The organism is Tabrizicola oligotrophica, from assembly GCF_011008935.1.
Taxonomy (GTDB): domain Bacteria; phylum Pseudomonadota; class Alphaproteobacteria; order Rhodobacterales; family Rhodobacteraceae; genus Tabrizicola_A; species Tabrizicola_A oligotrophica.
Map to the genome: position 1 here is coordinate 1 of NZ_JAAIVJ010000011.1, position 17,999 is coordinate 17,999.

General features: G+C 63.7%; 18 protein-coding genes. 13 read left to right on the forward strand and 5 right to left on the reverse strand.

Annotated features, from left to right (window positions below; genetic code table 11):
* Positions 1-1,065: IS66 family transposase (gene tnpC / locus G4Z14_RS15185; protein ID WP_164627243.1), on the forward strand; the 1,065-nt coding region annotated here is incomplete at its 5' end.
* 259 nt (positions 1,066-1,324) lie between these two features.
* Here the strand turns inward: tnpC and G4Z14_RS15190 are convergent.
* The 5 genes from G4Z14_RS15190 to G4Z14_RS15210 all read right to left on the reverse strand — a co-directional run bounded on the left by G4Z14_RS15190 (position 1,325) and on the right by G4Z14_RS15210 (position 5,671).
* Positions 1,325-2,125, reverse strand: a complete 801-nt coding sequence (locus G4Z14_RS15190; RefSeq protein ID WP_164627245.1) for a hypothetical protein — start codon at positions 2,123-2,125, stop codon at positions 1,325-1,327.
* A 155-nt stretch (positions 2,126-2,280) separates the two neighbouring features.
* Positions 2,281-3,924 carry a CTP synthase gene (locus tag G4Z14_RS15195; RefSeq protein ID WP_164627247.1) on the reverse strand — a complete coding sequence of 548 codons (1,644 nt, stop codon included), beginning with the start codon at positions 3,922-3,924 and terminating at the stop codon, positions 2,281-2,283.
* A 148-nt stretch (positions 3,925-4,072) separates the two neighbouring features.
* Entirely contained in the window at positions 4,073-4,420 is a 348-nt protein-coding gene (secG, locus tag G4Z14_RS15200) for a preprotein translocase subunit SecG (protein ID WP_164627249.1), read from the reverse strand.
* 96 nt (positions 4,421-4,516) lie between these two features.
* A complete protein-coding gene (locus tag G4Z14_RS15205; protein WP_164627251.1) occupies positions 4,517-4,960 on the reverse strand; it encodes an Rrf2 family transcriptional regulator in 444 nt (147 codons plus the stop codon).
* A 42-nt stretch (positions 4,961-5,002) separates the two neighbouring features.
* Positions 5,003-5,671 carry an FCD domain-containing protein gene (locus G4Z14_RS15210; RefSeq protein ID WP_164627253.1) on the reverse strand — a complete coding sequence of 223 codons (669 nt, stop codon included), beginning with the start codon at positions 5,669-5,671 and terminating at the stop codon, positions 5,003-5,005.
* Positions 5,672-5,815: 144 nt separating this feature from the next.
* Here G4Z14_RS15210 and G4Z14_RS15215 point away from each other — a divergent pair, with 144 nt between their 5' ends.
* From G4Z14_RS15215 to G4Z14_RS15270, 12 genes are all read left to right on the forward strand, one after another.
* Positions 5,816-6,937 (forward strand): cupin domain-containing protein, encoded by a 1,122-nt coding sequence (locus G4Z14_RS15215; RefSeq protein ID WP_164627255.1) that lies wholly within the window; start codon positions 5,816-5,818, stop codon positions 6,935-6,937.
* Positions 6,938-6,948: 11 nt separating this feature from the next.
* A complete protein-coding gene (locus G4Z14_RS15220; protein WP_164627257.1) occupies positions 6,949-7,884 on the forward strand; it encodes a fumarylacetoacetate hydrolase family protein in 936 nt (311 codons plus the stop codon).
* A gap of 72 nt (positions 7,885-7,956) precedes the next feature.
* Positions 7,957-8,880, forward strand: a complete 924-nt coding sequence (locus G4Z14_RS15225) for a carbon-nitrogen hydrolase family protein (protein WP_164627259.1) — start codon at positions 7,957-7,959, stop codon at positions 8,878-8,880.
* A complete protein-coding gene (locus G4Z14_RS15230; RefSeq protein WP_164627261.1) occupies positions 8,880-9,515 on the forward strand; it encodes a flavin reductase family protein in 636 nt (211 codons plus the stop codon). The genes G4Z14_RS15225 and G4Z14_RS15230 overlap by 1 nt, the downstream gene beginning before the upstream one ends.
* Positions 9,516-9,738: 223 nt before the next feature.
* Positions 9,739-10,791: a peptidase M29 gene (locus tag G4Z14_RS15235; RefSeq protein WP_164627263.1), complete on the forward strand. Its 1,053-nt coding sequence runs from the start codon at positions 9,739-9,741 to the stop codon at positions 10,789-10,791.
* Positions 10,792-10,948: 157 nt separating this feature from the next.
* The gene (locus G4Z14_RS15240) at positions 10,949-12,256 is read left to right on the forward strand and encodes an acyl-CoA dehydrogenase family protein (protein ID WP_164627265.1); all 1,308 of its coding nucleotides are present in this window, start codon (positions 10,949-10,951) and stop codon (positions 12,254-12,256) included.
* On the forward strand, positions 12,256-13,557 hold the full coding sequence (locus G4Z14_RS15245; RefSeq protein WP_164627267.1) for an alpha/beta fold hydrolase: 1,302 nt from the start codon (positions 12,256-12,258) through the stop codon (positions 13,555-13,557). The genes G4Z14_RS15240 and G4Z14_RS15245 overlap by 1 nt, the downstream gene beginning before the upstream one ends.
* A complete protein-coding gene (locus tag G4Z14_RS15250; protein ID WP_164627269.1) occupies positions 13,554-14,234 on the forward strand; it encodes a TetR/AcrR family transcriptional regulator in 681 nt (226 codons plus the stop codon). Before G4Z14_RS15245 ends, G4Z14_RS15250 begins: the two co-directional genes overlap by 4 nt.
* The gene (locus tag G4Z14_RS15255; protein WP_164627271.1) at positions 14,231-15,574 is read left to right on the forward strand and encodes a glutamine synthetase family protein; all 1,344 of its coding nucleotides are present in this window, start codon (positions 14,231-14,233) and stop codon (positions 15,572-15,574) included. Before G4Z14_RS15250 ends, G4Z14_RS15255 begins: the two co-directional genes overlap by 4 nt.
* On the forward strand, positions 15,540-16,088 hold the full coding sequence (locus tag G4Z14_RS15260) for a flavin reductase family protein (protein ID WP_164627273.1): 549 nt from the start codon (positions 15,540-15,542) through the stop codon (positions 16,086-16,088). The genes G4Z14_RS15255 and G4Z14_RS15260 overlap by 35 nt, the downstream gene beginning before the upstream one ends.
* Positions 16,089-16,240: 152 nt before the next feature.
* Positions 16,241-16,417 (forward strand): hemin uptake protein HemP, encoded by a 177-nt coding sequence (hemP, locus tag G4Z14_RS15265; RefSeq protein ID WP_407703839.1) that lies wholly within the window; start codon positions 16,241-16,243, stop codon positions 16,415-16,417.
* Positions 16,418-16,693: 276 nt separating this feature from the next.
* On the forward strand, positions 16,694-17,821 hold the full coding sequence (locus G4Z14_RS15270) for an extracellular solute-binding protein (RefSeq protein ID WP_164627352.1): 1,128 nt from the start codon (positions 16,694-16,696) through the stop codon (positions 17,819-17,821).
* Positions 17,822-17,999 lie beyond the last annotated feature (178 nt).

A 17,999-nucleotide genomic window follows, 5' to 3' on the forward strand; every position in this document is an offset into this window, starting at 1 on the left:
ACCTGCTCGTGCTGCGAACGCTTCGTGCAAGCCCCGCTCCCGTCGCGGCCCATCGAACGCGGCCGCCCCGGGCCGGGTCTCTTGGCCCATGTGCTGGTCAGCAAGTATGCCGATCATCTGCCACTCTATAGGCAAAGCCAGATCTTCGACCGCGAAGGGCTCGATCTGGACCGTTCGACCCTGGCCGATTGGGTCGGCAAGACCACCGCCCTGCTGGAACCCCTCGCCGATGCCATTGGACGACATGTCCTGTCGGCCGAGGCGATCTTTGCTGACGATACGCCCATCAGCATGCTGGCACCCGGCACTGGCAAGACCCAGACAGCAAGGCTCTGGACCTATGCCCGCGATGAACGGCCATGGGGAAGCACTGTGCCCCCGGCAACCTGGTATCGGTTCTCCGGCGACCGCAAAGGTCAGCACCCCAAGGATCACCTCGCCCGATACCGTGGCTGGATGCATGCCGACGGCTATGCAGGGTTCGAGGACCTCTACCGCTCCGGCGCCATCCGCGAAGTCGCCTGCATGGCCCATGTCAGGCGCAAGTTCGTCGACATCCACCGGTCGCAAGGCTCGCCCATCGCCGAAGAGGCCATCGGCCGGATCGCCCAGCTTTATGCTGTGGAGAAGGAGGCCAGAGGGTCGCCACCTGATCGACGCGCCGAACTCCGCCACGCCCATGCTGCCCCGGTCTTCGACGATCTGGAGCGATGGCTGGCCATGCAACTCACCACGATCTCTGGCAAATCCCCGCTCGCATCCGCTATCCGATACGCATTGACCCGAATGGAACGCCTGCGCCCATACCTCGATCACGGCATCCTCGAATTGGACAACAACGCCGCCGAACGTGGCATGCGCCCCATCGCCCTCGGGCGGAAGAACTACCTCTTCGTCGGGTCCGAGGCAGGCGGCAAGGCCGGCGCCATAGCCTACACCCTGATCGAAACCGCCAAGCTCAACGCCGTCGATCCCCACGCCTGGCTCGCAGACACCATCGCCCGCATCCCCGACTACAAGATCACCAAGGTCGATGACTTGCTGCCGTGGAAATGGCGCGGGTAGCGGTCAGGCCGGACGCTTACTGGGGAACTCCTGATTTTTCCCGCAGTCTAAACGCCCATGCGAAAATCACAACAAAGGGCCGCGCCCGACCTCGGGTGGGCGCAGCAACGGCTGTTCTGGGCGATTTATGGTGCAACCAACCCCACCGCAGTTCTAGCGGCTGAGGTTGCAATCGCGCCCTCCCGGGGGGAGGTCGGGCGCGGCCCGGCGGCGCATGCGCGCCTTGATTCCGGGCGGGGGCGGGGCGTGCTCTTATTTCTTAGTTGAATGTCATTTGAAGCGATAGTGTCGGCAATCCGGCATAACTGTAAACCGCGCCTGCAAGACGATGCGCCCCTGCGTCACATGTAACAAATGCATCAAAATATCCGGCTTCGCCGATGTGCAAGCAATCAAGAAACTGAGCGCGAAACTTGCTTTTCTGATTACTAGGTGCCCCGGAATAGTTTCTTCCTGTTTTAGCGATAGCACCAAGTGAGTATAGCGTCAAAGAAAACGCCGTAAGCCTTTCGGCACGGTTTGAGAAATTCTGAGCAAAACCGCGCGGATACTCTGTAGTTATTTCTGTTCGGCCGTCGTCGGTCATTTGATTGAAAACAGTTTCGGCGACCCGTTCTACGGGTATTTGAGAAATGTTGCCAAGCGATGCAATCTTGGCGCGAACGGAGGAGAACCGCTCGACATCTTGACTGAGATTAATTCTTGATAAGTTTTCTCGCATTTCTAATTCCACGCGGTCTAAAAGCGCAGAGATGGCGACATATTCTGACTGTAGAGTTCTACCAGATTCCTTTGTCAGTTGCTCAACGGCATCGCGCATCGAAGTGACAAGATCTTCAACCAACTCCTTGTCATCAATCTCCCCCAATCCGCTAATCAGTTTCAAAAGGGGAAACACAGTTTCAAGATATTTAGATTCGATAGTGTATATGTTTTCTCGGTGCCATTTAACTTCCGAACTCACATTCATACTTGAGAGGTCAGCTTTTCCGTGTTTCCGAAGTTGGTTCGATCTTTCTGATGACAAAAAGAATGGATCCAACTTCTCGAGGCGTGGCACATATTTTTCGAAATTGGGACTGCGACAAATTTCTGTCAAATGAAAGTGTGACACTACCGGAAGAATATCATTCTTCCGCAATTTTCTGAACAAATTGACAACCTCGTCGTTATCAAGGTGGCCAAGTACGTTTTGGTCTACGTAGCAGTGCGCCCTCACACCAACCGCTCCGCCTCCTTCGCCGCCCGGATGAAATCGGCGAACAGCGGGTGCGGGGCGAAGGGTTTGGACTTCAGTTCCGGGTGGAACTGGACGCCGATGAACCAGGGGTGGTCCTTGACCTCGACGATCTCGGGCAGGCGGCCGTCGGGGCTCATGCCGCTAAAGATCAGGCCGCATTTCTCAAGGCCCTCGATATACTTGGCGTCCACCTCGTAGCGGTGGCGGTGGCGTTCCTCGATCACGGTGGTGCCGTAAACCTGCGCCACCCTGGACCCCGCTTTCAGGTTCGCGGTATAGGCGCCCAGACGCATGGTGCCGCCCTTGGCGTCATCGGCCTTGCGGCGCACGGTGTGGTTGCCCTGCACCCATTCCTTCAGGTGATAGACCACGGGCGTAAAGCGCTTGGCCCTGGCCTCGTGGTCGAACTCCTCCGAGCCGGCATCGGGGATGCCCGCCAGATTGCGGCTGGCCTCGATCACCGCCATCTGCATGCCAAGGCAGATGCCAAGATAGGGCACCTTCTTTTCCCGGGCAAAGGTGGCGGCCTTGATCTTGCCTTCGGTGCCGCGTTCGCCAAAGCCGCCGGGCACCAGAATGGCATTGAAGCTTTCCAGATAGGGCGCGGGGTCTTCACGTTCGAAGATCTCGGAATCGATCCATTCGGCGCGGACCTTGGTGCGGTTCGCCATGCCGCCATGGGTCAGCGCCTCGGCGATCGACTTATAGGCGTCCTCAAGCTGGGTATACTTGCCGACAATCGCCACGCGCACCTCGCCTTCCGGGTGGGTGATGCGGTCCATCACGTCTTCCCAGCGGCTGAGGTTCGGCTTCGGCGCCGGGGTGATTCCGAAGGCATCCAGCACCGCCTGATCGAGACCCGCGCGGTGATAGGCGAGCGGCGCCTCGTAGATCGTCTTCAGGTCATAGGCCGGGACGACAGCCTCCTTGCGGACGTTGCAAAAGAGCGCGATCTTCTCCAGCTCCCGCTCGGGGATCGGGTGTTCCGAGCGGCAGACCAGCACGTCGGGGGCAAGGCCGATGCTCTGCAACTCCTTGACCGAATGCTGCGTGGGCTTGGTCTTCAACTCGCCCGAGGCCGACAGATAGGGCAGCAGCGTCAGATGCATCAGGATCGACTGGCCGCGCGGGCGCTCATGGATGAACTGGCGGATGGATTCGAAGAACGGCAGGCCCTCGATGTCGCCCACCGTGCCGCCGATCTCGCACAGCATGAAATCGACCTCATTGTCGCCGATGCGCAGGAAGTCCTTGATTTCATTGGTGACGTGCGGAATGACCTGAATGGTCTTGCCGAGGTAGTCGCCCCGGCGCTCCTTCTCCAGCACGTTGGAATAGATCCGGCCCGAGGAGATGCTGTCGGTCGTGCGGGCGTGAACCCCGGTGAAGCGCTCGTAATGGCCAAGATCGAGATCGGTTTCCGCCCCGTCATCGGTGACGAAGACCTCGCCATGTTCGAAGGGCGACATGGTGCCGGGGTCGACGTTCAGATAGGGGTCAAGCTTGCGCAACCGCACCGTATAGCCGCGGGCCTGCAACAGCGCGCCAAGTGCCGCCGAGGCCAAGCCTTTGCCAAGCGAAGACACCACGCCGCCGGTGATGAAGATATAGCGCGCCATGTGGGGTCTCCCGTGGTTTGAATTCGTGCGATTCGCGGATCTGGAATCACAGCATCACGGGAGTTGACCTATAGCCGAGGATGGCCAAGCGCGCAACCGCACCGCAAGATGCTGTTTCAGGTTCCGGCAGCGCCGCAACAGGTTGAGGTCAGTTTTCGGCTTTTTCCGGGGTGGCCGGGGCGTCCGCCGGGGCAGGCGGCAGAAGATCGGTGGCCGGAGCCTCGGCCTTGGGGGCGGGGGCTTCGATGCCGATCTGGTCGGCGACCGAGCCGGTCTTGCCCTCGCCTGCCGCAAGGATGGTCAGCGTGATCGAGGTCACGATGAAGGCCGCCGCCAGAACCCAGGTGATCTTGCCGAGCGCCGTCGCCGCGCCACGGGCCGAGATCGCGCCGCCGCCGCCCATGCCAAGGCCGCCGCCTTCAGAGCGCTGCAACAGCACGACGCCGATCAGAAGCAGGGCAAGGATGAGGTGGACGGTGAGAACGACGTTTTCCATGAGGCCTTCGCTAAGCTTTGGCGCCGGTTCGGGCGCATGGGGCTGACGCGCCTATCTAGGCGGATGGGGGGCGGGGCGCAAGGGTTTTGGGGGCGGTCAAAGCGCGATCTGCGGCGCATCGGCGCGCAGCATGTCGGCAAGCGTCAGGCTTTCGATGATGACCAGATAGGACCAGAACACCTCGGCAAAGACCCGGCGGATGCGGCAGGCAGCCTCGTCCTTGCAATCCTCGCAGCGCTGATAGGCCGAGCGCGACAGGCAGGGCAGCGGGGCGATGGGGCCGTCGATGGTGCGCAAAAGCTCGGGAATGGAAATGTCGGCCGGCGCCTTCAGCAGCGAGTATCCCCCCGACCGGCCGCGGGTCGAGCGGATCACGCCGGCATTGCGCAGCTCCAGCAGGATATGCTCGAGAAACCGCTTCGGCGTGCCGGCACGTCTTGCCACCTCTTCGATGGTCAAGGCCTCGGGCGTCGTCTTTGCGGCCTCGTCGGCCAGCACCAGAAGCGCCTTCAGCGCATATTTCATCTTTTGCGTAATCATCGCTGCAGCCTAAGCCCCTGTCGGACGGGAATCAATCCGGCCTCAGCCGGCTGCGGCAACCGGCGCCATCAGGCTTTCCAGCCGCTGCGCGGTGCGCCGGTAGTGATCGGCCAGAAGCGCGCAAGCCAGATCGGCATCGCGCGCCAGCGTCGCCCTGGCCAGTGCCTCGTGTTCGGCCTGCACATCGCGGGCCGGTTCGCCGGGGCGGGGGGCCAGCATCGGATGACGGTAGCGTTCGCTCTCGACATAAAGCCGCTGGAAGAATTCCATCAGCCAGCCCGACCCGCAGGCCACCAGAAGCGCCTTGTGAAAGGCGTGGTGCCGGACCTCCAGCGCGCGGGCGTCGTCTTCGCTGGCCGTCCCCCGCGCGGCCTGCAACATCAGCGCGTGCAGCGTGCCGACGATGCCGGCCTCCCACTCATCGCCGCCCTGTTCGATCGACAGGCGCAGCGCGCGGGATTCGATCAGGATGCGGGTGTTGGTGGCGTCCCACATCTCGTCCATCGACAGGGGCGCCACAGAAAACCCCTTCAGCGCCACCGATGTCACCAGCCGCTCCGCCTGCAACCGGTTCAGCGCCTCGCGCAGCGGCGAAAAACCCATGTCATAGCGTTCCGACAGCTGCGCCATGCGCAGGGGGGCACCGGGTTTCAGATGTCCCGCCACGATGTCGCGGCGCAGGCTGTCATAGGCTTTTTCGGCAAGTGTCATGGTTTTTGCCCCTTTTCCCGGCCACTATGGCGCAGGCGTGTCTGTTTGGCAAATCCAAGATTTTCGAAAATCCGTATTGCCATCGAAAATAATTCACGCCACACTGCACCGCGGAAACGCACCCTGCATCCGGGAGAAGCCTTCATGGCCAAAGCGCATGAGAACCACCGCGAAGACGTCATCGGCCGCGCCAATGTCGAGGACACGCCCGAGCTGCTGTCCTATTACGACGATCTGGAGAAATACCACACCGGCGCGCTCTGGACCGTGGCCAACAAGATCGAACCCTGGGAACCGAAATCGCAGTCGGTGCCGGTGGTCTGGCGCTACAAGGATCTGCGCGAGCATGTGATCCGCTCGGTCGATCTGGTGACGCCGGAAAAGGCCGGCCGCCGGGTGATCTACCTCAACAACCCCGGCCGCACCGATGTTGCCGCCGCGGTGGGCTGGATTTACGCTGGCCTGCAGGTGATGAACCCTGGCGAGGTGGCCGGCGCCCACCGCCACTCGGCCAGCGCGATCCGCTTCATCATGGAGGGCAGGGGCGCCTATACGGTCGTCGACGGCCACAAGATGACCCTTGGCGGCAATGATTTCGTCCTCACCCCGAACGGCACCTGGCATGAACACGGTGTCTCGGCCGAAGGCACCACCTGCCTGTGGCAGGACGGGCTGGACATCCCCTTCGTCAACGCGATGGAGGCGAATTTCTACGAGGTTCACCCCGATCTCAACCAGGCGGTCGGCTATGCCGTGGATGACATGACGAAAACCTGGGGCAATCCGGGCCTGACGCCTTCCACCGGCAAATGGTCGCACGGCTATTCGCCGATGTTCAAATACGAATGGGAGCCGACCTATGTCGCGCTGTCGAAATACGCAGGCTGCACCGAAGGCTCGCCTTTCGACGGGGTGATGATGGACTACGTCAACCCCACGACGAACGGCCCGGTAATGCGCACCATGGGCGCCTCGATGCAGATGCTTCGGGCGGGAGAACACACAAAGGCGCACCGCCACACCGGCAGCTATCTCTACCACGTCGCCAAGGGCCGCGGCTATTCCATCATCAACGGCAAGCGCTATGACTGGCAGGAGCGCGACATCTTCTGCGTGCCCTCCTGGGCCTGGCACGAACATGTCAATCTGGATGACCGGGGTGACGCCTGCCTGTTCTGCCTCTCCGACCTGCCGGTGATGCGCGCCCTCGGGCTCTACCGCGAAGAGGCCTTTGCCGACAACAACGGCCACCAGCCGATCCTCTGAAGGAAACCTGAATGAAACTCGTGACTTATCGGGCATCCATCGAAGATGCCGCCCGCCTTGGCGTGATCGTCGATGATCTGGTGGTGGACGTGGCCGCCCTGGGTGAGGCCTACGGCGAGGATCTGCCGGACAGCATGCTCGGCCTGATCGACGCCGGACGGCCCGGCCTTTCCGCCCTGCAAGCCTGCCTGGATGAGGCCGATGGCGATTTCCCGATCCACAGCGCCACGGCGCTCGCCAATGTGCGCCTCCTGGCCCCGATCCCCCGGCCGCGCAAGAACATCTTCGGCATCGGCCTCAACTACCTCGACCATGTGCTGGAAAGCGCCAAGGCGCTCGACACCAACAAGGACTTGCCGAAACAGCCGGTGATCTTCTCCAAGCCGCCGACCAGCGTGATCGGCCCGGACGAGCCGATCCTGCACAATTCCAAAATCACCCGGCAACTCGACTGGGAGGTCGAACTCGCCGTCATCCTCGGCACCCGCGCCAGCCGCGTCTCTCGCGAAACTGCGCTGAAACACGTCTTCGGCTATTCGGTGATGATCGACGTCTCCGCCCGCGACAACCGCCGCGCCGGGCAGTGGATCTATTCCAAGGGCATGGACAGCTATGCCCCCTTCGGCCCGGTGATCGTCACCGCCGATGAAATCCCCGACCCGCAGACCCTTGAGCTGTGGCTCACCGTCAACGGCGTCGAAAAGCAGCGCTCGAACACTGCGAAGATGCTGTTCAAGGTCGATGAGCTCATCGCCGACATCAGCCAGGGCATCACGCTCGAACCCGGCGACATCATCGCCTCCGGCACGCCGGAAGGCGTCGGCGCCGGCCGTGACCCGCAGGAATTCATGTGGCCCGGCGATACCGTCGTGGCTCATGTCGAAGGCATCGGCACGCTGCGCCACCCGGTTGTCAATTCCACCCCAAACGACCAGACTGGCTCCTGATTTCATCTGTTCGCAAATATCCTGGGGGTCCGGGGGCCAGCCCCCGGTCCTGTCCGCAAAAGGACCGCATCCATGACCGTCACCGTCGCCGTCGCGCAAATCGCCTCGATCCCCACCGACTCCATGGCCACTGCCGAAAAAGCCGCCGCCGCCCTGCGCGAGGCCGCCGCCAAAGGCGCGCGGCTGGTGGTCTTTCCCGAGGCGTTGATCGGCGGCTACCCCAAGGGGGAAAGCTTCGGCGCCCCGATCGGCCTGCGCAAGCCCGAAGGCCGCGCCGCCTTTGCCCGCTACCACGCCGCCGCCATCGACCTTGATGGTCCTGAAGTGGCGCTCCTCACCGAGGCCGCCGCCGAGACCGGCGCCTTCGCGGTGGTCGGGGTCATCGAACGCGACGGGGCGACGCTCTATTGCACCGTCCTTTATTTCGAGGGCGCCAAGGGCCTTGTCGGCAAGCACCGCAAGCTGATGCCGACGGCGGGCGAGCGGCTGGTCTGGGGCTTTGGCGACGGCTCCACCCTGCCCACGTTCAAGACCGATTTCGGCACGGTGGGCGCGGTGATCTGCTGGGAAAACTACATGCCGGCGCTGCGCATGCACATGTATCACCAAGGAGTCAGCCTTTACTGCGCCCCGACGGCAGATGATCGCGATACCTGGCTGGCCACCATGCAGCACATCGCGCTGGAAGGCCGCACGTTCGTCTTGACCGCCTGCCAGCACATCACCCGCGCCGCCTATGGCCCCGAGCATGAAAGCGCCCTCGGTGATGACCCCGCCACGGTGATGATGCGCGGCGGCTCGGCCATCATCGGCCCTTTGGGCAAGGTGCTGGCCGGCCCGGATTTCAGCGGCGAAACAATTCTTTACGCCGAAATTGACCCTTCCGAAATCCTGCGCGCCAAGTATGATTTCGACGTCACCGGCCATTATGCCCGCCCCGATGTGTTCGAACTGACCGTCGATACCCGGCCGAAAACTCCGGTAAAGGAAGTCTGATGTATTGGGACATGGATGCGGTGGCCGAGCCCATCGCCTACAAGCTTCTCGCCGCCACCATCATGCCCCGGCCGATCGCCTGGGTGGTCACCGCCGACCGCGAGGGCCGCCTCAACGCCGCGCCCTACAGCTTTTTCAACGCCATGGGCTCCGATCCGCCGACCATCGTGCTGGGCATCCAGTCCGACACCGGGTCGACCTTCAAGGACACCGCGGCCAACATCCATGCCACTGGCGAGTTCGTCATCAACCTCGTGCCCGAGGCGCTGGCCGAGGCGATGAACGTCACCGCGCTTGACGCGCCGAGCGGCATGAACGAGCTGGACATCGCCGGGCTGGAAACCCTGCCGTCGACCCACGTGCGGCCGCCGCGCATCAAGGGCAGCCCGGTGGCCTTCGAGTGCCGGCTGCTGAGTTCGGTCATCACCGGCCCCTGTCAGACCGTGGTGATCGGCCGGGTGAAGGCCGTTCATATCGAAGACCGCTTCGTGAAGAATCCCGAGCGCGCGCATATCGACACGCCGGCGCTGCACCTGATCGGCCGGAGCTATGGCTCGACCTACGTTCGGACCGGCGACACTTTCGAGATGGCGCGGCCAAACTGGGCGAGCTGGACCGGCATGGGCAAGACCTGACCGCAAGCGCCGGAAATCGCACGATTTCCGCGCCGATTTCTGCTGCAGAAATCGCCCCCGGATGCCGTCGCGGCGCCGGGGGTGGCGGTATTTCCCCGGCTGGTTCCAAGGCGCATTTTCGCAAGCGAAAGGATTTTCGAAAATCCTGTTGACAGAATCCTGAATCTCATAATTACTAAACCGATCAGTAAGAAAATGGGCCAGACCAGCGGGAGGGCAGGGGATGCTACAGGAACGGATCGAAGGCAAATGGCTCGCGGCCTTCCGCCGGGTCTTTGCGCTGAACGGCGTGACCAAGGGCACCCGGATGGCGATCATTTCCGAAACCCAGTCGCGCCCGGTGCTGATCCAGCTCTGTGAGCTGGCCGCCTATGACCTTGGCGCCGAGTTCTGCCTGATCCAGATGCCGACCCTGCCGCAAGTCGCGCCGGTTCCGGTGAAATCCACCGGCACGAGTTGGGCCATTCAGGGCAACCGCGCGGTGATCGAGGCGCTGAAGCTGCAAGACATCATCGTCGATTGCACGGTCGAAGGCCTGATCCATGCCCCCGAATGGCCCGAGATCGAGGACGCCGGCCGGGCGCGGCTGCTGGTCATCACCAACGAACACCCCGAGATTCTCGAACGCACCGAGCCGAAAGCCGAACACGCGGCCCGCGTCACGCTCGGCATCCAGATGCTGCGCGAGGCCCGCGAAATGCGCGTCACCTCCGCCGCCGGCACCGACCTGAGCATCGACCTGCGCGATGCGCCTTGCGGCGGCACTCCCGGTTTCGGCACCACGCCCGGCGCCGTGGCGCATTGGCCGGGCGGGCTGTGCCTGGCCTTCCCCGGCAAGAACACCGTCAACGGCCGCATCGTGATGGACGTCGGCGACATGAACCTGACGTTCAAGACCTATCTCACCAGCCGCATCGATTGCACGGTCGAGAACGATTTCGTCACCGCCATCAAGGGCGACGGCATCGATGCGCTGCATTTCCGCGAGTACATGGAGGCCTGGGAGGACAAGAACGCCTATGGCATCTCCCATGTCGGTTGGGGCGTGCATCCGGGCGCGAAATGGGTCTCGGCGGCGATGTATGACAAGCGCGACATGCAGGCCGTCGAGTTCCGCGCGCTGCCCGGCAGCTTCCTGTGGTCGACCGGCGCCAACCAGTATGCCGGGCGCTATACGCTGGGCCATTTCGACCTGCCGATGCGCAACTGCACCATCGCCCTTGACGGCAAGATTGTCGTCAAGGCGGGCGTGTTGCAGGGCGAGCTGGCGCTGTGACGTCACAGCTTTTCCTTGTCGGATTTGCCCCAAGCAAATCTGACCGCGCCCGACCCGCCCCCCGGGGGCGGGCGCGATATATCGCTCCCACCCCCGCGTGCCGGTCGCGGTCAGATTTGCGCCGCGGCGCGTTCCCCAAACGAAAAGGCTTCCCCCAATGAGCACCCCCGCCGACTACTACGACCTCTCCCGCATCCGTCCCGAAGTCCTCGCGGCCTTGGACAAGATCAACGAAATGGGTCCGGCCTTTGCCGCCCGCGCCAAGGGGGTGGATGACGACGCCTCTTTCCCGACCGAAAACTACAAGGATCTGGCCGATGCCGGTTTCCTTGGCCTGTCGATCCCGACCGAATTCGGCGGCTGGGGCTTTTCGATGGGCGAATATGCCATGGTGGGCGCCGAAATTGCCAAATACTGCGGCGCGACCGCGCTGACGTTCAACATGCACAACTCGTCGATGGCCTGGTCGCGCTTCATGTATGACATGCCGAACCTGACGCCCGAGGAGAAGGCCGAGTTCGCGCCCTTGCGCGCCCGCCAGTTCACCCGCGCCATGAAGGAACGCGCGATCTTCTCGCAGCCGATCTCCGAAGGCGGCCAGAACTGGACATCGAAGCCGAACCAGACTCAGGCGCGTGCTGTCGACGGCGGCTGGAAGATCAATGGCTTCAAGAAATTCGCCTCGCTCGCCGGCTATTGTGACTATTACACCATCGTCTGCACCGAGGTGTTCGAGGGCATGGAGCCGCGCCACGAGGACACCAAGCTGTTCGTCGTCCACAAGGATGCCCCCGGCCTGATGGTCAAGGGCGACTGGGACCCCTTGGGCATGCGCGGCACCAACAGCCGCGACCTGATCCTGAAGGACGTCTTCGTCACCAAGGACGACCTCTTGATGCCGCGCGGCATCTTCGGCAAGACCCTGCCGAACTGGCCGCACATGATGGCGACGCTCAGCCCCACCTATATGGGCGTGGCGCAAGGCGCCTATGACTTCACCGTCGCCTATCTTCAGGGCAAGATCCCCGGCCAGCCGCCGATCGACCGGCGGATGTATGCCACCAAGCGCGTGGCGGTCAGCAAGATGTATGCCCGGCTGGCCAACATGCGCGCGCTCTGGACGCAGGCGTTTTCCGAATGCAAGGGTTTCCCCAGCAAAGGCGAGGTGATGCGGATGTATGCCGCGCAATACAACGTCATGGAAGGCGTGCAGGAAATCACCGCCATGGCGATCCGCACCTGTGGTGGCCAGTCGATGCTGCGCTCGCTGCCCCTGGAGCGGATGTACCGCGACAGCCGCTGCGGCGCGCTGATGTTGCCCTATACCTCGGAAATCATGGAGGATTACATCGGCGTCCTCGCGCTTTATGAGATGGACGAGCTGGACCATGCCCCCGGCGACGAAGGCGGGGCGCGCAACAGCCTGTGGCGCGGCGACTCGGGCCAGTTGCGGATGCTGCGCTGATGGGCCGCGAGACGGTGCATGTCATGGCGCGGACCGAGGCAAGCCCTGCCGCGCTCTGGCCCACCGCCCGCGATTTCTGCGGGCTGTGGCACCCGTTCCTGGCGACCATCGCCGAGGAGCGGGGCGAGAAGGGCGCGCAGATCCGCCGCTTTACCGCCCATGGCGAGGATACCGTCTACCGCGAGCAGCTGACGTACCTGTCAGACAGCGATCACACGCTGGCCTATACCCATCTTGACGGCATCCGGGGGGCGACCCGCTACACCGCCCGGCTGACCATCTCGCCGCGCGAGGCGGGCGGCTCGGTCATCACCTGGACTGCCGAGATCGAGGCGCCGGGGCCGCGTGCCTCCGAGATTGCCAAGGGCACCGCGCCGGTGTTCGAGGCCGGGATCGAGGCCATTCTGGCCCGCGCCGGGCAGGCGCGCGTGCCGATTTTCGACGAAAATCGGGCCCTTCCCCTGACCGACACCATCCTTGACGGCACGCCGCGCCTTGGCCTGAGCCATACCGCGCGCAAGGGCGACACGCTGGTCTTGTTCCTGCACGGCATCGGCGGGGCGCGGCAGAACTGGGCGCGGCAGGTGCAGCAGGCGGGGCATCTGATGACCGCCTGCGCCATGGACCTGCGCGGCTATGGCGAGTCAACGCTGGGCTTCCGGCAATCGAATGTCGATGATTATTGCGACGACATCCTGCGGGTGATGCAGCATTTCGGCGCCAAGAAACTGGTGCTGGTCGGCCTCTCCTATGGCTCGTGGATCGCCACCTCCTTCGCCATGCGCCATCCGGGCCTTCTGGCGGGGCTGGTGCTGTCGGGCGGCTGCACCGGCATGTCCGAGGCCGGTCCCGAGGAGCGCGAAGCCTTCCGTGTCAGCCGCGAAGTGCCGCTGAATGCCGGCCAGGTTCCGGCCGATTTCGCGCCCGCCGTGGTCAAGGTCATCGCCGGACCCGACGCGTCCGAGGCGGTGCGGGCCGAGCTTCTCGCCTCGATGTCAGCCATTCCCGCGGCGACCTACCGCGACGCTCTGGTCTGCTTTACCAACCCCTTGGAGCGGTTCGACTTTTCGCGGCTGACCATGCCGGTTCTCTTGATGACGGGCGAGCATGACCGGCTGGCGCCGCCTTCCGAAATCCGCGCCGTGGCGGGCCGCATCCTTGACGCCGCGCCGCAGATGGGCAGCGCCCGGCCCGATGTGCGCTATGAGACGATCGCCGGCGTCGGACATGTCTGCAACGTCGAAGGCCCGCTGGCATATAACGCCGCCCTGATCCCCTATCTCGCCCGCCTGATCCCATGACCGCGCTGCCCCCCAGAACCCGCAACCGTCTGGCCAAAGAGCGCCGGATTCTTGACTCTGCGCTGAAGGTTTTCGCCGATCAGGGCTATTCCGGCACCTCGATGGACGCCATCGCGGCGCTGGCGGGCGTGTCGAAACCGACGCTGTATCAATACTTTGGCTCCAAGGAACAGCTTTTCGGTGCCATCATGGCCGAACAGCGCGATACCATGCTCGGGGCCTTTGAAGAACCCGACGGGCTGGGCCTTGTGCCAGAGCTTTGGGCATTTTCCTGGCACTATGCCGGCACCGTGCTGCGCCCCGAATTCCTGTCGCTCGCGCGGCTCATCATCGGCGAGGCGCAGCGCTTTCCCGAGATCGGCCGCGCCTATCAGGCCGCCGGGCCGGAGCGGATGCTGGCGGGGATGATGGACTATCTCATGGCCCGCAAGGCCGAGGGTCGCCTGACCTTCGACGATGCCGAAATGGCCGCCGAGGACCTCTGGGGCCTTGTCCTGTCGGCCCCGCGCAACCGCGCGCTGCATGACCCGGAAAACCTGCCCTCGCGCGCCGATCTCAACCGCTTCATCACCAACGGGCTTCGGGTGTTCCTGAAGGCCTATTCCACCGATCCGGCCACCGATCTGGCCCAACTTCAAGCCCTTAGCGAACAGGGCCCAGCACAGGGAACGCCATGACACTGCAAGCTTACATGGATGACGAGAACAGCCGCTTTGCCACGGTGGCGCTGGTCGATACCAACGGTCTGTTGCGCGGGCAGATGGTGTCGGTCTCCAGCCTCAAGGGCATCGTGAAGAACGGCATGGGCATGTCGCCGGCGCAACTGGCGCTCGACCCGACCGATGAGATGCTGGAGATGCCGGGCGTCACCGACGGCACCGGCGATTTCCATGACGACCCGCTGGTCGTCGATCCCGCCACCGTCCGCCGCATTCCCTGGGCCAAGCCCGGCCATGACCTTCTGGTGCTGACCAACTATTCCGGCGAGACCTCGCAGCTTTGCCCGCGCTCGATCCTGAAGCGAGTGCTGGAACGGGCGGCGGGCCATGGCTTGCATCCGAAATACGGGATGGAGCTGGAATACACGCTCTTTGACGAAACCCCGGAATCGGCGCGCGACAAGGGCTATCGCAACCTCAAGACCGCCACCATGCACGCCAGCCACGATCTGATCCTTTACCAGACCGTGCAGAGCGAATGGTACGAGGCGCTGTCCGAGATGTGCGGGCCTCTAAAGATCGACCTGGCCAAGATGCACGAGGAAATCGGCGGCGGCTTCCTTGAGGCCTGCATCGGCGCCGGGCAGGGGCTGGAGCCGGCCGACCAGCTGGTGCTTTTGAAGAACTTCATCCGGGCGCTGGCACTGCGGCAGGGCCGCTCGGTCACCTTCATGCCGCGCTGGATCGAGACCGCCGACAGCCAGTCGATCCATCTGCACATCTCGATGAAGGACGCCGCCGGCAAGACTCTGTTCCACGAGGTCGGGGCCGAAAATGCGATGAGCCAGACCTTCCGGCATTTCATCGGGGGCTTGCAGAAGTATATCGGCGACATGAGCCTTGTCTTCCTGCCGACGGTGAACAGCTATCGCCGCTTCGCGCCCGGCACCTTTGCGCCGCCCGGCCTGACCTGGGGCTATGAGAACCGCACCACCTGTTTCCGCGTCGTCGGTCATGATGCGGGCAGTCTGCGGGTGGAGAACCGCCTGCCCGGCGCCGACACCAACCCCTATCTCACCGCCGCCGCCACCATCGCCGCCGGGGTGGCCGGCATCGTCGAGAAGATCGAGCCGCAGCCCGAGGTGAAGGGCAACGGCCATGCCAACCCGCAGGAGGGCGCCGATTACGCCCGCTCGATGCCCGAGGCGATTGCCCGGCTGCGCGGATCGGACTTTGCCCGAGACTGGCTCGGCAGCCGCTTTGTCGATGCCTTCTCGGCCACGCGCCAAAGCCAGCACGACCAGTTTGCCAAGAAAGTGCCGGATGTCGAATTGCAACGCTTCTTCGATCTGGGGTGAGCCGATGGACCTGCGCCAATCCTTCGTCGAGGGCATGAGCCGCGCCGCCACCTTCGTGTCTGTCATCACCACCGACGGGCCGGGCGGGCAGCACGGCGTCACCGTGTCGTCGATGACCTCGGTGTCGGCCGATGGCGAGGCCCCTTCGCTTCTGGTCTGCATCCATCACAAGAGCCCCGCCGCCGCGGCGATCCTGCAAAACCGTGCCTTCTGCGCCAACCTTCTGAACCAGGCGCAACAGGGCCATTCCGACATCTTCTCGGGCCGCGACAAGGGGGCTTCGGGCGGAGAGGGCAGCCGGTTTGACCGGGTGGACTGGCAGCCGGGGCAGGGGGGGCAGCCGGTTCTGGCGCAGGCCGCCGCCAGCTTCGAATGCACCCTGAAAACCGCGCTTTTGTGGGAGACGCATTACATCCTGATGGGACAGGTGACGGCGGTGACGCTGTCGGATCGCCCGGATGCCCTGCTTTACGGCAATCGCGGCTATCGGCGCGCAGTCGGCATGGCGGACTGACGCCGGATTTCCGCCCCTCTCCGGCGATGCACGGAGGGGGCGCCGAAAAGGGGCTTTACTATCCTGACTATTTCAGTAATCTATTTGTTGACAGCCAGCCCTTCAGGCCAGCCAACCGCTGAACCCGCCACCTGAACCACAAGGGCCCCGCCATGACCGCCATGATCTCTGCCGACGTCTTCACCTCTGCCGCCGCCTTTGCCGATGCCATCCCGCTGCACGATGCCGCCAAGCTGACCAAGGGCGGCAATCTGGCCCGCATCGCATTGAACGGCCAAATCTATTCGCTGCGCATCACCCGTCAGGGCAAGCTGATCCTGACCAAATGACCGGCCCTGCCGACAGGGCAGATCCGGGCGAAGGGGCGGTCGATCAGATGTGATCGCCGCCCCCGTTACATTTCCGTTACATTCTGTTGACAGACCTGGGGGAGGCGCGCGTAATCTGGCCCTATGAAAGGTGATGGACTGGAACTGTCACAACACTGTCAGCATCCAGCCTTAATGAACTGTCAGCATCCAGCCTTAATGACAAAAAACGACGGAGCGGCGTGACCGTTACCGCAAAACCTTCCGGACCATCCGGAACAAACCAGGGAGACTTCCGTGACGAAAACCACCTCCACTCTGTCCCGCCGCAGCTTTCTCAAGCGGACTGCCGCGGGGGCCGGTGCGCTGGCCGCTCCGGCGCTGATCTCGTCCAAGGCGCTGGCCTCTTCGGGCGAGCTGAACTTCGTGGGCTGGGCGGGCTATCCCGCGCTGGCCGAAAAGGTCATCCCCGCCTTCACTGCCGCCACCGGCATCACCGTGAACTTCAAGGAGCTTCCCGACCAGGACACCATGTTCGCCGAAGGCAAGGTCGCGCTGGAGGCCGGCGGCATCGACCTGATGGAACCGACGATCGACCGCGTCGGCGCCTGGGATTCGAACGGCCTTCTGGGGGCTTTCGATGAAGCCAAGCTGGCGATGGACAACTATCTGCCCGGTCTGGCCGATGGCGCGGCGGGCGAGCGGTCGCGTCCCGGCGGCGCGCTGAAATATGTGCCGTCGAACTGGGGCACCGAGGCTCTGGTGGTGAACACCGCAGGGGCCAAGCTGTCGTCGCCGCCCTCGCTGGGCGATCTGTTCAACGCCGAAAACCAGGCCACCGTGCGCCCGCATTCGGCGCTGGCCGCGATGGGCCGCTGGCTGGACGCCACCGGACAGCTGCCGCGCCCGTGGATGGACGGCTACACCGACATGGCGGCCATGGTCGAGCTGTGGGACATCGCGCTGGCCAAGGCCGTCGAGATGAAGGGCAATGTCGTGCAGTGGTGGTCGGGCGAGAACGAGGCCAACGCCGGCTTTACCGCGAACGGCGCCACCATCGGCCTGTGCTGGGATTCGACCGGCTACAACCTGCGCAATGACGGCTATGCCTATGTCGCGCCAGCCGAAGGTGCCTTCGCCTGGCATCAGGGCTTCGTGCTGATGAAGAACGCCGCCAACGTCGATCAGGCGCACGAATTCGCCAAGTACATCTCCACCGCCGAAGGCGCTGCGGGCTGGGCCACGGCCTTCTCGTCGAACCCGGTGGGCAAGGGCGCGTCCGACCTGATGAGCCCCGACGTTGCCGCCTATTACAACGGCACCTTCAACGACGAGGCGCTGTCGAAGCTGTGGTGGTGGCCCGACCAGTCGGCCGACTTCCTCGCCAAGCGCGCCGAATACGCCGACAAGTACAAAGCGGCGTAACCCAAAAGGCTGCCCCATTTTCGGGCACTTGACCATCACGCCGGGCCGTCGAACGCCCGGCGTGTTTCGTTCGCGCCGGGGGGTGCCAAATCTGGATGAATTGCACCGCCCGAACTGGCTATAGCCATTGCGCGGGGTCCGGCGCCTGCTAGGCTGACAAAAAACATAAACAGGGGGA

What these genes read in the sequence shown, in the direction of transcription:
- hemP (WP_407703839.1), top strand. Translation starts at nt 16,241, where the DNA reads ATGACCGCCATGATCTCTGCCGACGTCTTCACCTCTGCCGCCGCCTTT.
- secG (WP_164627249.1), bottom strand. Translation starts at nt 4,420, where the DNA reads ATGGAAAACGTCGTTCTCACCGTCCACCTCATCCTTGCCCTGCTTCTG.
- G4Z14_RS15250 (WP_164627269.1), top strand. Translation starts at nt 13,554, where the DNA reads ATGACCGCGCTGCCCCCCAGAACCCGCAACCGTCTGGCCAAAGAGCGC.
- G4Z14_RS15230 (WP_164627261.1), top strand. Translation starts at nt 8,880, where the DNA reads ATGTATTGGGACATGGATGCGGTGGCCGAGCCCATCGCCTACAAGCTT.
- G4Z14_RS15245 (WP_164627267.1), top strand. Translation starts at nt 12,256, where the DNA reads ATGGGCCGCGAGACGGTGCATGTCATGGCGCGGACCGAGGCAAGCCCT.
- G4Z14_RS15205 (WP_164627251.1), bottom strand. Translation starts at nt 4,960, where the DNA reads ATGATTACGCAAAAGATGAAATATGCGCTGAAGGCGCTTCTGGTGCTG.
- G4Z14_RS15225 (WP_164627259.1), top strand. Translation starts at nt 7,957, where the DNA reads ATGACCGTCACCGTCGCCGTCGCGCAAATCGCCTCGATCCCCACCGAC.
- G4Z14_RS15240 (WP_164627265.1), top strand. Translation starts at nt 10,949, where the DNA reads ATGAGCACCCCCGCCGACTACTACGACCTCTCCCGCATCCGTCCCGAA.
- G4Z14_RS15210 (WP_164627253.1), bottom strand. Translation starts at nt 5,671, where the DNA reads ATGACACTTGCCGAAAAAGCCTATGACAGCCTGCGCCGCGACATCGTG.
- G4Z14_RS15215 (WP_164627255.1), top strand. Translation starts at nt 5,816, where the DNA reads ATGGCCAAAGCGCATGAGAACCACCGCGAAGACGTCATCGGCCGCGCC.
- G4Z14_RS15220 (WP_164627257.1), top strand. Translation starts at nt 6,949, where the DNA reads ATGAAACTCGTGACTTATCGGGCATCCATCGAAGATGCCGCCCGCCTT.
- G4Z14_RS15195 (WP_164627247.1), bottom strand. Translation starts at nt 3,924, where the DNA reads ATGGCGCGCTATATCTTCATCACCGGCGGCGTGGTGTCTTCGCTTGGC.
- G4Z14_RS15260 (WP_164627273.1), top strand. Translation starts at nt 15,540, where the DNA reads ATGTCGAATTGCAACGCTTCTTCGATCTGGGGTGAGCCGATGGACCTG.
- G4Z14_RS15235 (WP_164627263.1), top strand. Translation starts at nt 9,739, where the DNA reads ATGCTACAGGAACGGATCGAAGGCAAATGGCTCGCGGCCTTCCGCCGG.
- G4Z14_RS15255 (WP_164627271.1), top strand. Translation starts at nt 14,231, where the DNA reads ATGACACTGCAAGCTTACATGGATGACGAGAACAGCCGCTTTGCCACG.